Origin of the sequence: Janthinobacterium sp. CG_23.3, from assembly GCF_046115965.1 — a bacterium.
In the GTDB taxonomy this organism is placed as follows: domain Bacteria; phylum Pseudomonadota; class Gammaproteobacteria; order Burkholderiales; family Burkholderiaceae_D; genus Janthinobacterium.
In genome coordinates, this window is record NZ_JBJXIB010000058.1 from 22811 (window position 1) to 35812 (window position 13002).

The 13002-nt window shown below is 66.3% G+C and carries 11 protein-coding genes, 1 tRNA gene and 4 pseudogenes; 8 read left to right on the plus strand and 8 right to left on the minus strand.

Annotation, left to right across the window (positions count from 1 at the left end; genetic code table 11):
* Positions 1-388 precede the first annotated feature (388 nt).
* The 3 genes and pseudogenes from ACFDR9_RS14905 to ACFDR9_RS14915 form a co-directional block, all read right to left on the minus strand.
* On the minus strand, positions 389-883 hold the full coding sequence (locus tag ACFDR9_RS14905) for a hypothetical protein (RefSeq protein WP_035788606.1): 495 nt from the start codon (positions 881-883) through the stop codon (positions 389-391).
* A gap of 172 nt (positions 884-1055) precedes the next feature.
* Positions 1056-1427, minus strand: a complete 372-nt coding sequence (locus tag ACFDR9_RS14910; RefSeq protein ID WP_232429693.1) for an MmcQ/YjbR family DNA-binding protein — start codon at positions 1425-1427, stop codon at positions 1056-1058.
* Positions 1424-2071, minus strand: a pseudogene (locus tag ACFDR9_RS14915) (S41 family peptidase); the annotation flags it as partial. The gene ACFDR9_RS14910 and the pseudogene ACFDR9_RS14915, both read right to left, overlap by 4 nt.
* A 125-nt stretch (positions 2072-2196) precedes the next feature.
* Here ACFDR9_RS14915 and ACFDR9_RS14920 point away from each other — a divergent pair.
* Entirely contained in the window at positions 2197-2322 is a 126-nt protein-coding gene (locus tag ACFDR9_RS14920) for a hypothetical protein (RefSeq protein WP_409031477.1), read from the plus strand.
* A gap of 16 nt (positions 2323-2338) precedes the next feature.
* The gene (locus tag ACFDR9_RS14925) at positions 2339-2815 is read left to right on the plus strand and encodes an SRPBCC family protein (protein ID WP_409031482.1); all 477 of its coding nucleotides are present in this window, start codon (positions 2339-2341) and stop codon (positions 2813-2815) included.
* Between the two features lie 22 nt (positions 2816-2837).
* Here ACFDR9_RS14925 and ACFDR9_RS14930 read toward each other — a convergent pair whose 3' ends face one another.
* The gene (locus ACFDR9_RS14930; protein WP_409031483.1) at positions 2838-2960 is read right to left on the minus strand and encodes a hypothetical protein; all 123 of its coding nucleotides are present in this window, start codon (positions 2958-2960) and stop codon (positions 2838-2840) included.
* Between ACFDR9_RS14930 and ACFDR9_RS14935 the strand changes: the two genes are divergently transcribed.
* Positions 2911-3177, plus strand: a complete 267-nt coding sequence (locus ACFDR9_RS14935) for a hypothetical protein (protein ID WP_409031484.1) — start codon at positions 2911-2913, stop codon at positions 3175-3177. The genes ACFDR9_RS14930 and ACFDR9_RS14935 overlap by 50 nt on opposite strands.
* Before the next feature lie 126 nt (positions 3178-3303).
* Here the strand turns inward: ACFDR9_RS14935 and ACFDR9_RS14940 are convergent.
* From ACFDR9_RS14940 to ACFDR9_RS14955, 4 genes and pseudogenes are all read right to left on the minus strand, one after another.
* Positions 3304-3393, minus strand: a tRNA-Ser gene (locus ACFDR9_RS14940).
* 96 nt (positions 3394-3489) lie between these two features.
* Complete coding sequence (locus tag ACFDR9_RS14945; protein ID WP_409031478.1) at positions 3490-5538, minus strand: putative bifunctional diguanylate cyclase/phosphodiesterase; 2049 nt, start codon at positions 5536-5538, stop codon at positions 3490-3492.
* 2 nt (positions 5539-5540) lie between these two features.
* The gene (locus ACFDR9_RS14950) at positions 5541-6716 is read right to left on the minus strand and encodes an HDOD domain-containing protein (protein ID WP_409031479.1); all 1176 of its coding nucleotides are present in this window, start codon (positions 6714-6716) and stop codon (positions 5541-5543) included.
* A 223-nt stretch (positions 6717-6939) separates the two neighbouring features.
* Positions 6940-7047, minus strand: a pseudogene (locus ACFDR9_RS14955) (DNA-binding response regulator); the annotation flags it as partial.
* Between ACFDR9_RS14955 and ACFDR9_RS14960 the strand changes: the two are divergent.
* From ACFDR9_RS14960 to ACFDR9_RS14980, 5 genes and pseudogenes are all read left to right on the plus strand, one after another.
* Positions 7046-7315 (plus strand): annotated as a pseudogene (locus ACFDR9_RS14960) (carbon starvation protein A); the annotation flags it as partial. The pseudogenes ACFDR9_RS14955 and ACFDR9_RS14960 sit on opposite strands and share 2 nt — an antisense overlap.
* A complete protein-coding gene (locus ACFDR9_RS14965; RefSeq protein WP_409031480.1) occupies positions 7312-7458 on the plus strand; it encodes a hypothetical protein in 147 nt (48 codons plus the stop codon). The pseudogene ACFDR9_RS14960 and the gene ACFDR9_RS14965, both read left to right, overlap by 4 nt.
* 311 nt (positions 7459-7769) lie before the next feature.
* Positions 7770-9971: pseudogene (locus tag ACFDR9_RS14970) on the plus strand (response regulator); the annotation flags it as partial.
* Positions 9972-10449: 478 nt separating this feature from the next.
* The gene (locus ACFDR9_RS14975) at positions 10450-10728 is read left to right on the plus strand and encodes an Hpt domain-containing protein (RefSeq protein ID WP_409031481.1); all 279 of its coding nucleotides are present in this window, start codon (positions 10450-10452) and stop codon (positions 10726-10728) included.
* Position 10729: 1 nt separating this feature from the next.
* The gene (locus ACFDR9_RS14980; protein WP_026132885.1) at positions 10730-12859 is read left to right on the plus strand and encodes a bifunctional diguanylate cyclase/phosphodiesterase; all 2130 of its coding nucleotides are present in this window, start codon (positions 10730-10732) and stop codon (positions 12857-12859) included.
* Positions 12860-13002 lie beyond the last annotated feature (143 nt).

The window sequence follows — 13002 nt, forward strand, 5'->3', positions numbered from 1 at the left end:
GATTCTGCTGCCTACCCTTTCAGTCACATCACATCATGTCACGAAATTTATGCATTACGTTACAAATATGTTACGTGAAATCGACACTTTTTGCTGCAGCTGCAACACCGGCCACACCACAGGCCGATTTGCGGCCTCGGCTCCTGCCCCGGCTCGCTGGAGCGCGATATTTTCGCCAAGCCGGCGGCAAAAAAGCCGGCTTTCGCTGCCATGCCGTTCAGTCACCGCCGGCAGCCAGCATGGAGATGGCGTACCGATCAATGACCCCGGGTTGCGCGCGCACAAATATACGCATACTCGCCATCCATGCGGGGCGAACGCAGACCCCGCCGGCCGGCGGGGCGTCCTGACACTTGGTGTTCCCTGAGCCGCCGGGCAGCGGCGACGCTTATTTGGGCGCGGCGTCGAGGTAGAAAATGGCGTAGGCCTTGGCCGGTGTTTTCTCGCCCGGTTTTTCGACTTGCACCTGGGCGCAGTCTTCCACCACCAGGCTGCGCCAGTTGGCGACGCCGGCGTTGGCGAACGCGGTGTTGGCCTTCGAGGCCAGGCTGATGTCGAGCGCCAGACGGGCGTTGCGCTCGCCGGTCTTGGCGTAGTTGACGCCGCGCAGTTCGAAGCCGAACGCGCTCAGCCATGGTTCCCACAGGCCTTTTTCAACGCCCAGCACGATACGCTCGAACATATCCTTGAGCGGCAAGCCTTTTTTCACCACGCCGCGCATCGCCTGCAGCGACGGCGCCACGCGGGCGTCGGTGCTCAGCTTGCTGGCGCCGCGTTCGGCGATCGCCTTCAACTCTTTCGAAAAAGCCGCGTCGCGCTCGGTGTAGTCGCGCATGCGCGCAAAGAACTCGGGGCTGATAAACGGGTTTTCCGGGCGTCCCACGGGCGCCTCGACGGCGTCGGCAACGGGCTTCGCCGCGGCAGGCTTTTTGGCGCGCGCAACGGCCACCTTCACTGCGACTGGCTTTTTGGCAGGAGGCTGTTTTTTGTTCGTCATGGCTGTCTAAATGGAGTGTAAGGGGCGTAGTTTAACACCGCCCCGGCCTGCGCCCGCCCTATTCCGTCGGCGCGCCCGTCAACTCGGCTTGGCGCGCCTTGCTCAGCGACGCCAACGCGCGCTGATGTGACCATGCCAGCAGTTCCAGCAGGTAGTCCTGCGGCAGGCAGGCGACGTGGACGATGGTGACCCAGTGGAAGCGCCCCATGTAGCGCGCCGGCTTAATGCCGGGCACGCCGGTCAGCTCGACAAAGCGCTCGGCGCTGACGCGCAGGCTGAAGCGCCACGCCTCCGGTTCGCTGGTCTTAAAGTAGGCGAATTTTTTGTCGCCCACCGAATAGACCAGGATGTTCGACGGCGCCCCGTACAGGCGCCGCTCGGCGCCGGGCAAGGCGGCGCAGGCCCGCTGCAAGCGTTGCGTGTCCATCATTTTGCGCTCTTGCAGCGTACCAATCGCCGATCGCCGACCTGCAAACGGCTGTCGTCGGCGGACAAGCTCAAGGCCAGGGTCTTGGGGAACGGCGCGTCCGACCACGAACAACTGAAGTCCGCCGTCAGCGCCGCGGCGCTTTCCCGCTTCACCTTGACGATGCGGCAATTTTCATCCATCTGCCGGATGACTTTCGCGTCGATTTCGTAACCGGAACTATCGGCGAGGACATCGCCGTTGCAGGCGGCCGGCGTGTTCCCCCACACGCCTTGCATTTTTTGGGGAATGGAGAACGGCGAGGTCGGCGCGCCCGACGCGCCGCAATGCAGCAAGACGATGAGCATGGCGAGGGCGGTTTTTGGCATGGGATAGGAATCGGTGGCGGCATGTCGGCGCCGGCGCCGGGCCGGCGCCGGTCGGGGCGACCTTGATGTTGCCGATTTTGCAGCACCGGCCCCGCCCCTGTCAAGGCAAGGCATCGCCGGCGCCGCCTCGCCGGCGTCGGCGGCCATGGCGACGACCCGGTCGGGCGTGACGCCGTAAGCCTGGATCAAGCGGCCCTTCGGCGTATGGTAGCGCGCCAGCGTCATCTTGACGGCGCTGTCCGCCGAGACCATTAACACACCCTGGATCGAGCCCTTGCCGAAGGTTTGGGAGCTGGGCGTGGTGCTCCGGGTCTTGCCTTGCTATCGTCGGCGTTGCAGCAGATACTTCTGCTGGCAGTGTGTTTAGTAAAAAACGTCGCAAGTGCAAACGGATAAAGAAAAAAATGGACAAGAACTTGATCGACGTCGTCGAACTCGACGCTGATGCGGTCGTCGGCGTACTGCTGACCAATCCGCCCGGTCTTCGAAAAAGCAGGCTGAATCGCCGGGCAGGCCGCGATGGCGCATGATCGCATCGCATTTCCCATGCCTGCCTCGTGCGAGGTAGTGTTCGACGTATTTCACTACCATCAGTGGCGTTGGCGCTGGGACAGTTTGGTGTCGCACACCGAGGTCGATGGCAGCGCGCCGTGTCCTTACGTTGGCGCGGTCAGTGCCAATGCCGGCGGCGGCCTGTTGCGCGCCCTGTCGATGCGCACCGAATTCGTCAGTTACCAGCGGCCGCGCCTGGCCGCGGCGCGCATGCTCGGCACGTCCTTTCCCTTCTCCCGGTGGGCAGCCTCAATGAAACACGAGCCCGCTGCCGACGGCGGCTCGATCCTAATTTACACCTACAACATCGAAGCCGGCCCGCGCCTGCTGCGCTGGTTGCTCGAACCAGTTGTACATCGCGTGTTCCGTCGCCAGACCGTCAAGCGCTTCGAGCGCATGCGTGCCTTCCTGTCTTCTAACGCCTTCGAGGTGGAAGCATGGCAGCGCGGCTATCACAACGCAGGCCTTTAGCGGCGCTCGCGCGGCAGCCAGGCTAGCGCCCCGCTGGCGCGGCGTTTTGGCGGTACTGTGCCGGCGGCATGTGGTGGTGCAGCTTGAAAAGCCGCATGAAGGCGCTCTGCGACGAGAAGCCCAGCCGGTCGCTGACGGCGGCCACGCTGAGCGCGCCGGCTTGCAACAAGGCGGCGGTCGCAGCCGGCAACGACGACCTGGCCGAGCGCATCAAGGCGTTCCAGTTTCGTGATATCCGGGCCAAGAGTACGAGCGAAATTGCGGATTTAGCGGCGGCCAGCTCGCTGCTGGGCCACACCGAAAAGGAACTGACCGAGAAGGTTTATCGGCGCATCGGGCAGCAGGTCAAGCCGACGCGCTAGGCGAGTTGCGGAAATCGTCTCCGCAACTCCGGGGAAATAGCGGCCCGGACACCCCGCAGCATGGCGCGGAACCGGTGGCCGGGAAAACAAAAAAGCCCTTGAATTCAAGGGCTTGTTCATTTTATTTGGCGGAAGCGGTGAGATTCGAACTCACGAACGGCTCACACCGTCGCCAGTTTTCAAGACTGGTGCCTTCAACCGCTCGGCCACGCTTCCTGCTGTGCAGCATTATACCTAAACAACGCCGCGGCGCCAGTACGCACCTCGCCGATTGCCGCCCTTTGCGCGAAAAAGTGCCCGCGCGGCCCCCGCTCAACCGTTCAGATCCCAGTTCTGCCGCAGCGCGCGCTCAAATTCCAGCGCCGGCAGCGGCCGCGAGAACAAATAGCCCTGCACCTGGTCGCAGCCGGCGCTTTTCAAAAACGCCAATTGTTCGACCGTCTCGACGCCCTCGGCAATAACCTTGTGCCGCAGTTGCTGGGCAATGCTGATGATGGTGCTGGCGATGGCGCAGTCGTTGGTGTCGCCCGGGATACCGGTGGTAAACGAGCGGTCGATTTTCAGCGTGTCGATAGGGAAGCGCTTCAGGTACGACAGGCTGGAATAACCGGTGCCGAAATCGTCCAGCGACAGCGCCACGCCCAGCGCGGTGATGCGGTCCATGATGCCGATGACCCGGTCGATGTTGTGCATCAAGGTGCTTTCGGTGATTTCCAGCTCCAGCCAGCACGGCTCCAGTCCGTAGCGCTCCAGCGTTTCGCTGACGCGGCCCGGCAACGCCGCCGTGAATTCGCGCGCCGAGACGTTGACCGCCAGGCGGATCGGCGGCAAGCCGGCCAGCTTCCAGCTTTGCGCCTGCGCGCACGCCGCCTCCAGCACCCATTCGCCGACCTGCACCACCAGCCCGGTGGCCTCGGCCAGCGGGATGAATTCGACCGGCGGGATCATGCCGCGCTCGGGGTGGTGCCAGCGCACCAGCGCCTCGGCGCCGATGATGCGTCCGCTCGCCAGCGCGAACTTGGGCTGGTAGTGCAGCAGCAGCTGGCCGTGGCCGAGCGCGTGGCGCAGGCCGATCTCCAGGCGCATGCGTTCCTGCATGCCCTGGTTCATGTCCTGGCTGTAGAAGGTGACGCTCTCCTCTTCGCCGTGGCCGGCTTGCTTGGCCCGGTACATGGCGATGTCGGCCAGGCGCAGCAGGGTTTCCGCGTCGCTGCCGTCCTGCGGATAGACGCTGATGCCGATGCTGGCGCCGACGCGCAGGTCGTGGCCTTCGATCAGGAACGGTTGTACCAGCGAGGCCAGCAGTTTCTGCGCGACCATGCTGGCCTCGAAGTGCTGGCTGATGTCGAACAGGCCGACGGCGAATTCGTCGCCGCCCAGGCGCGCCACCAGGTCCGGGTCGCGCAGCGCGCTGCGAAAACGCAGCGAAATCTGGCGCAGCAGTTCGTCGCCGATGCGCCGCCCCAGCGTGTCGTTGATCAACTTGAAGCGGTTCAGGTCGATGAACAGGACGCAACCGAGCATTTTTCCACGCTGCGCCACCGTCAGCGCCTGGTCCAGCAGTTTGGTCAGCAGGGTGCGGTTGGGCAGGCCGGTCAGCGCGTCGTAGTAGGCCAGGTGGTGCAGGCGCTCTTCGGCCTGCTTTCGCTCGGTGATGTCGCTCAGGTAGGCGATCAGGCCGATGGCCCGCTCTTCCATGTCGTACAGCGGCGACAGCGACAGGCTGGCCCAGAACACTTCGCCCGACTTCTTGCGCCGGCGCACTTCCATCAGGCGCCCGCCCTGCTCGACGAAGGCGTCGTGGAAGGCGGTGTCCTCGTCCTCGTACAGGAAGAGGATGTTTTGCCCCAGCGCTTCGCATTCGCTGTAGCCGAACAGCCGCTCGGCGCCCTTGTTCCAGCTGGTGATGAAGCCGCTCTGGTCCATCGTCAGCACCGATTCGTGGATCTGGTCGAGGATTTGCGATTGCTGGCGCAGTTGCGCCTCGACCTGGGCGTAGGCGTTGGTCGAGCGTTGCGCCAGCGCGTGCACTTGCAGCACGCTGGCCGTCAGCGCGGCCAGGCTGGCCAGGCGTTGGCGGTCGTTGTCGTCGTAGGACTGGCGCCCGCCGACGAGGTAGCGCCCGAAGCCTTGGCGCTCGTAGACGATGTCTTGCGCCAGGCACAGCGTGGCCGCGGCCCACACCGGCTCGGCGGCGCCGTCGGCGGCCGCCGCCGCCTGGTACAGGCCGTACGGGCTCGACAAGACGTTGCGGGCGATGCGCCCCAGTTCCTCGGCCAGCGCCGGGCCGCGCAAACGCAGCACCGCGTCGCATAGGGCGGCGCTGCTGGCGAGGAAGTCGGACACCGGGTGGTCGAGCATGGTTAGAGGTTCCGGCTGACCTGGATGGCCCAGTGGTAGGCTTGCAACAGGCTGCGCCAGTAGGTTTCGGCGTCGATGCCGACGGCGTCGAGCGCGGCGGCGCTGACGATGTGTTGCTCGGTCAGCGCCAGCATCGCGCCCAGCGGACCGGCGCGCTCGAGCAGCGCCGCTTCGATGCCGGGGGCGAGGTTGAGCGCGCCGACGATGTCGCGCATCGGCATGCCCAACAGCACGTCGAGCAGCGAGAACACGCCGGCCATGAAGGCCAGGTCTTGCTGGTCGCGGTCGCCGCCGTTGATCTTGCTCAGCATTTCCATTTGCGCCGCGCGCACCGCCGCCAGCGGCAGCAGCGCGTTGGCGCCGCCGTCGTCGTGCTGGCGCGCGTACAGCAGCAGTTGCAGCCAGCGCTGCAGTTGGCGCCGGCCCAGCATGTTGATGGCTTGGCCGAAGTTGTTGATCGGGCTGCTCATCGCGAAGGCGGCCGAATTCACCAGTTTCAGCAGGTGGTAGGACAGCGCCGGGTCTTGCTTGAGCAGGGTTTCGAGTTCGCGCGAGTCGGCGTCGCGCGCCAGCAGGCCCAGCAACGCCAGCAGGCGTTTACGCGAGGTGCCGTCGTCGCCGGCGCCGCCGGCCTTGGCCGCGTCCAGCGCGTAGTCGCCGGCGAACCAACCGAAGCCCAGCGCGCGGCATTGCGCCAGGCGCGCGGCGGTGTCGACGTTGCGCGCCAGGTGCGGGCCGGGCATCAGCATCAGCTGGAACGCCTGCGGCAGCTCGGCCGCGCCGTTGAAGCTGAGCGCGCGCGCGCCGGCCTGGGCCGCGGCGATGCCGCCGGCGCCGTCGGCAACGATGCGGTAGCCCTCGTCGGTCAGCGCCTTGCATTTGGCTTGCACCGGTTTCTCGGCGCACAGCTCGGTGGGCACGCGGAACAGGATGCGCTGGGCCGGCAACACCTCCAGCAGCCCAGCGCCGATCGCCAGCGGGTCGGCGATTGGAATGATGCAGTCAAGCGGCGCCAGGGCCGCGAAGACGTCGGGGTAACCGAGCAGCGTCGTCAACGCCGCGATGGCGTCGCCGGCGTCGGGCGGCAGGTGCACGCTGACGGCCACCCACTCGTTGTGGGCGTTGGCGACGGCTTGTATACCCGCCAATGGGAACGGGCTTGATTCAGACGCGGACATCGGTATCTCGGTGTGGGTAGAAAGCCATGTTAATTCAACCATTGATCAATGGCAACCATTTTACGGGCGCACGGGGTCGTGCATGAGATCAAGCCCGGCCATTCTATCCGAATCTATCCGTGGGAACATTTTTATTCTAGCAATATCCTAGCAGTTTTTACATGCTGTTGCGCAAGTGCCGCGTCGGCTGCGGCGGCGCACGCCGTTGCGCGACCAGGTGATCTTACATGCCGGCGCCGTACTCGACGGCGAATTTGCTCAAAACGGCCTGCCCTTCGATGCCCAGCTTGCGCTTGATGTTCAGACCGTGCGTTTCGACCGTGCGCCTCGACGCCAACGCGCGCATCGGCTTCCTGGCGCACGCGCGAACATACGCGGCGGCGCTGGACCGGGGCGCACTGCTGGCGCCGGCCAAGTCGCTCGCGCAAATGCGGCAAATCATCTTCAACGACTACCTCGACGCCTCGCTGGCCGGCTTCTTCATGCTGGTCGTGCTCAGCGTACTGTTCTTCGGCGCGCGCACCGTGCTGGCGGCGCGCGCCCAGGCGGCGCCGAGCGCCAGGGAAAGCGCGTTCCAGGCGACGCCGGCGGCGCCATGATGTTCAACGACATCGCCAAGGCCGGCCGCTACCTGGGCCAAAGCGCGCGGCTGATGGTCGGCCTGCCGGCCTTGAGTAAAACCCGCGATATCGAGACCCGGCCCCGGCGTTGTTGCGCCGCCCTTGCTTGCGCGCATAGTTGACGCGCCTCAATGCCGCGCCCGGCGTTCCCGCCTATATTTTCCCTACGGCGACGCTGTCGTTGCGCCCGCCACCTTCCCCACCCACCGCCTTACCCACGGCTTGGCTATCATGGAGATTTCGCGCCACCATTGCTTCTTGACGTCCCGCCGGTCGCGCCGGCCACCCGCGCTATCGGCCGCCGGCAGCGAACCGCAGGCCGCCCATGCATAAATTCGACCGCTCCAGCATCAGCCAGAAGCTCACGCTGTTTTCCATGTTGTCGACCGGCGGCGCGCTGTTGCTGGTGTTTATCGCCTTCGCGCTGGCCTCGATGCTCAGCTACAAGGGCAGCGAGCGCCGGCAGTTGCTGTCGCTGGCCGGGGTGATCGGCGCCAGCAATACCAAGGCGCTGCTGACGAAGGACCGCAAGCAGGCCCAGCAAAGCCTGCAGGCGCTCAGCATCAAGGACGAAATTGCGCGCGCCGCGCTGTTCGACGTCAACGGCAGCCCGTTCGCCCGCTACCAGGCCGGCGCCGACGAGCCGCCGGAGCTGGCGCCGCTGGACGCCCAGTTGCAGGAGCAGCTCCAGTTGGCGCCGGTGATCATCAGCGCCGACACGGGGCCGTTCTGGGCGCCGGTGATCCGCCTGTACCGGCCCGTCAGGAACCTCGACGACGCCGTCGTCGGCACCGTCATGCTGGAGGCCGACCTGAGCGATATCTGGCGCAGCCTGATGACCCAGCTGAGCGCGATCGCCGGCGCCACCCTGCTGGCGTTTGCCGGCGCGCTGCTGCTGACGGGGCGCTTTCGCAACATCATCACCGAGCCGATCACCAAGCTGATCAACGCGGCGCAAAAGGTCACCGACAGCCACACGTATACCCACCGCATCGCGCACCGCCGCAGCGACGAGCTGGGCACGCTGATCGACAGCTTCAACGCCATGCTGGCGCAAATCGAGAGCCGCGACGCCACCCTGGCCAACTACCGCGACCAGCTTGAGCGCCAGGTCGGCGTGCGCACCGAGCAGCTGGAAAAGGCCAAGAACGCGGCCGAGGCGGCCAGCCACGCCAAGAGCGCCTTCCTGGCCACGATGAGCCACGAGATCCGCACGCCGATGAACGGCGTGCTGGGCATGACCGAGCTGCTGCTGGGCAGCGAACTGTCCGAGCAGCAGCGCCACTACACCACGGCCGTCAAGCGCTCCGGCGAGAACCTCTTGGTGATCATCAACGACATCCTCGATTTTTCCAAGATCGAGGCCGGCAAGCTCACCGTCGAATACATCCACTTCAATTTCCGCGAACTGCTCGACGACGTCGAGTACGTGTTCACGCCGCAGGCCCAGGCCAAGGGCCTGCGCCTCGAATTCGCCATCGCCAACGACATCCCGCTGGCCATTTGCGGCGACCCGAACCGGCTGCGCCAGGTGCTGGTGAACCTGCTCGGCAACGCCGTCAAGTTCACCGACCGCGGCAACATCACCGTCAAGGTCCGCGTCACCGCCGAGGACGGCCAGAGCGTCGGCCTGCGCGTCGAGGTGCACGACAGCGGCGTCGGCGTCTCCAGCGAGGCGCAAAAACACATCTTCAACTCGTTCTCGCAAGCCGACGGCTCGACCACGCGCAAGCACGGCGGCACCGGCCTGGGCTTGGCGATTTCGAAGCAATTGATCGAACTGATGGGCGGAAAAATCGGTATCGACAATGCGTTAACGCAAGGGTCGGTCTTTTGGTTCACGGTAAATTTCGATAAGCGCCGCGTCGACTTCGACGATCCGTCATTCAACCAGAAAGCCACCCAGGGATTACGCGCCTTGATCGTCGATGAAAACCCGGCCAGCCGGGCGGTGCTCGAACGCCAGTTGAGCAGCTGGCGCATGGTCTGCGACTGCGCCGCCTCGGCCACCGACTGCCTGCGGATGCTCGACGCCGCGGCGCGCCGCGGCCAGCCGTACGCGGTCGCACTGCTCGACATGGAGCTGTCGCGCACCAGCGGGCTGGCGCTGGCCGCCACCATCAAGGCCGACCCCGCCGTCGCCGCCGTCAAGCTGCTGCTGCTGAGCAGCGACGCCGGCACCGCCGACACGGTGCAGCGGCGTGAGGCCGGCGTGGCCTTCCAACTGATCAAGCCGCCGCGTGAATACGACTTGTACGAATGCATCGTCACGCCGCTGCGCGCCAGCGAGGGCGCGCGCGTGAACGCCGCGCACGCGCCGCGCCCGCTGGCCGCGCGCCAGCGCCGCAAGGTCTTGCTGGCCGAGGACAACCCGGTCAACGTCGAGGTGGCGATGGCGATGCTCGAAGGCCTCGGCCTCGACGTCGTCTGCGCCCGCGACGGCGCCGAGGCGCTCAGCGCGGTCCAGGCCGAGGACTTCGACCTGGTTCTGATGGATTGCCAGATGCCGGTCATGGACGGCTTCGCCGCCACCGCCGAGATCCGCCGCCTCGACCAGATGAGCGGACGCGCCCGCGGGCTGCCGATCCTGGCGATCACCGCCAACGCCCTGCACGGCGACCGCGAGGCTTGCCTGGCGGCCGGCATGGACGACTACCTGAGCAAGCCGTTCACCCAGCATGAGCTGGGCCAGACCATCGGCCGCTGGATCGCGCTGCCGCGCGCGGCCACCGTGCACCACGACGAGGCCGCCGTAGCGGCGCCGCCCGCCAGGGCCGCCGCCGCGCCGCCGCCGCCGCCGACGACGACGACGACGACGACGACGACGGTGCCGGGGGCAGACCCACCCCCCCCCGGCCCCCCCCACCCCACCCCACCCCGCACCCCCCCCCCACCCATCCCCCCCCCCCCCCCCCCCCCCCCCGAGGGGGTCCCCCCCACATCCGCGATCCCAGGAGAGGAAGAGAAGAAGGAGAACGGGGCTGTTTGTGCTTCTCCCCCCTCTTCCCCCTTCCGCCGCCAGCGCCGCCGCGCACGGCGCCAACATCAACCGGCGCGCGCTCGACAACATCCGCGCGCTCAGCACCACCAGCGGCAACGCGCTGGTGCAGCGCGTGATCCACGCCTACGTCGACGACACGCCGCAGCATTTCCAGACGCTGCGCGCGGCCATCCGCGAACTCGACACCGGCATTATCCGCAAGGCCGCCCACAGCCTCAAATCGAGCAGCGCCAACGTCGGCGCCGACGGGCTGGCGCACCTGTGCAAGGAGATGGAAAAACTCGGCCGCACCGACAGCACCGAAGGGGCGTCGGACATGCTGACCGACATGGAGCAGGAGTTTCAGGCGGTGCGGCACTCGCTCAGTGCCCTACTTGAAAAGGAAACCTAAGATGGCAGCGCCCCTCCTCCCCAAACGCGGCGTGGTGCTGGTCGCCGACGACGATCCGGTGATGCGCCTGCTGATGCTGGAAATGCTGAGCCAGGTCGGCCTGGACGCCATCGAGGCCTGCGACGGCCTCGAGGCGCTGGCCCGCTACAAGAGCATGGCGCCGGACCTGATCCTGCTCGACGTCGACATGCCGGCGCTGGACGGTTTCGCCGTGTGCCGCGAAATTCGCCGGCTGGAAACGGACAGCGTGGTGCCGATCATCATGGTCACCGGCGGCGACGAACTCGAATCGGTGACCCACGCCTACGAGGTGGGCGCCACCGACTTCGTCTCGAAACCGATCAACTGGCCCATCCTCGGCCACCGCGTGCTGTACGTGCTGCGCGCCAGCGACGCCATTGCCCGCCTGCGCATCGCCGACGCCCACAACCGCGCCGTGCTGGCGGCCATCCCCGACACCTTTTTCCGCCTGAACCGGGACGGCGTCTACCTCGACTACGAGCAGGGCCACGACGCCAGCGCGGTGTTCTCGGCGGCCGGCTGCGTCGGCAAGCACATCAGCGAAGTGCTGCCGGCCGACATTGCCGAGCGCCTGATGCAGCAAATGCACGCGGTGCTCGACAGCCAGCACATCCGTTCCGCCGACTACGAACTGACGCGGCAGGACGGCACGCTGCACTTCGAAACCCGCCTGGTGACCACCGGCAGCGACCAGGTGCTCGGCCTGGTGCGCGACATCAGCGAGCGCAAGCGCACCGAGGAACAGATCCGCCGCCTGGCCTACTGCGACAGCCTGACCGGCATCCCGAACCGCCAAGCCTTCCTGGAAACGCTGGAGCGCGAGCTGGCCCGCTCCAAGGCCGCCGACAAGAAATTCGCCGTGTTGTTCATGGACCTGGACGCCTTCAAGCGCATCAACGACACGCTCGGCCACAACGTCGGCGACCTGCTGCTGCAGGCGGTCTCGGAGCGGCTGCGCGACACCATCCGGCCGCGCGACCTGGTCGCGCGCAACGAGCAGGACAACAACCTGGCGCGCCTGGGCGGCGACGAGTTCACCATCCTGATCCCCGACCTGGAGCGGGTCGAAAACGCGCTCAACGTGGCGCACCGCGTCAAGGAGGCGATGCGCCGCTCCTTCCTCATCGACGACCACGAAATCTTCGTCACCGCCAGCATCGGCATTTCGCTGTATCCGCAGGACGGCGACGACTGCACCTCGCTGCTGAAGTACGCCGACACGGCGATGTACCACGCGAAGAACTGCGGCAAGAACAACGCCAAGCTGTACAGCTCCTCGCTGACGATGCAGATCATGAGCCACGTCAAGCTCGAGGTGGGTTTGCGCAAGGCGCTGAAAAACGACGAGCTGTACCTGCTATACCAGCCGCAGATCGACGTGCAGAGCGCGCAAATCGTCGGCGTCGAGGCGCTGGTGCGCTGGCGCCACCCCGAGCACGGCATCATCTCGCCGAACGACTTCATCCCGCTGGCCGAGGATACCGGCCTGATCGTGCCGATCGGCGAATGGGTGCTGCGCACCGCCTGCCTGCAGGCGAAGAGCTGGCAAAGGAACGGCAAGCGGGCGCTGCGCATGGCGGTGAACCTGTCGGCCAAACAATTCAAGGACGAGAACCTGACGCAGATCGTCATGTCGGCGCTGGCCGACACCGGGCTCGACGCGCGCTTGCTGGAACTCGAACTGACCGAGGGCACGCTGATGGACGACGCCAGGGCCACCCTGGTGACGCTGGAGCAGCTGCGGGCGATCGGCGTGTACCTGTCGATCGACGACTTCGGCACCGGCTACTCGTCGATGAACTACCTGAAGCGCTTCGACGTGCGCGCGCTAAAGATCGACAAAAGCTTCATCAGCGGCCTGCCGCAGGATTCGGAGAACGCCGCCATCACCCGCGCCATCATCGCCATGGCGCACGGGCTGCGCATGGTGGTGGTGGCCGAGGGCGTCGAAACGGACGAGCAACTGCAACTGCTCGAGCAATACGGCTGCGACATGGTGCAGGGCTACTTCCTGGGGCATCCGTTGCCGCACGAATCGATCACCCTGATGCTCAACAACCAGGCGGCGTTGACGGCGGCGCCGCAGCTGAACCTGTGGGGCCAAGTTTAGGGGCAACGATGAAGTCGACCGGGTTTCGGGGGGCGGGGTTGGCCCCCCGGAGACCCCCCGCCCCCCCCCAACCCAACCCCCTCCCACACCCCCCCCCCGCGCCCCACCCACCCCACCACCCCCCCCCTCCCCCCAACCCCCAC

What these genes read in the sequence shown, in the direction of transcription:
- ACFDR9_RS14925 (WP_409031482.1), top strand. Translation starts at nt 2,339, where the DNA reads ATGCCTGCCTCGTGCGAGGTAGTGTTCGACGTATTTCACTACCATCAG.
- ACFDR9_RS14920 (WP_409031477.1), top strand. Translation starts at nt 2,197, where the DNA reads ATGGACAAGAACTTGATCGACGTCGTCGAACTCGACGCTGATGCGGTC.
- ACFDR9_RS14965 (WP_409031480.1), top strand. Translation starts at nt 7,312, where the DNA reads ATGATGTTCAACGACATCGCCAAGGCCGGCCGCTACCTGGGCCAAAGC.
- ACFDR9_RS14980 (WP_026132885.1), top strand. Translation starts at nt 10,730, where the DNA reads ATGGCAGCGCCCCTCCTCCCCAAACGCGGCGTGGTGCTGGTCGCCGAC.
- ACFDR9_RS14945 (WP_409031478.1), bottom strand. Translation starts at nt 5,538, where the DNA reads ATGCTCGACCACCCGGTGTCCGACTTCCTCGCCAGCAGCGCCGCCCTA.
- ACFDR9_RS14935 (WP_409031484.1), top strand. Translation starts at nt 2,911, where the DNA reads ATGAAGGCGCTCTGCGACGAGAAGCCCAGCCGGTCGCTGACGGCGGCC.
- ACFDR9_RS14910 (WP_232429693.1), bottom strand. Translation starts at nt 1,427, where the DNA reads ATGATGGACACGCAACGCTTGCAGCGGGCCTGCGCCGCCTTGCCCGGC.
- ACFDR9_RS14950 (WP_409031479.1), bottom strand. Translation starts at nt 6,716, where the DNA reads ATGTCCGCGTCTGAATCAAGCCCGTTCCCATTGGCGGGTATACAAGCC.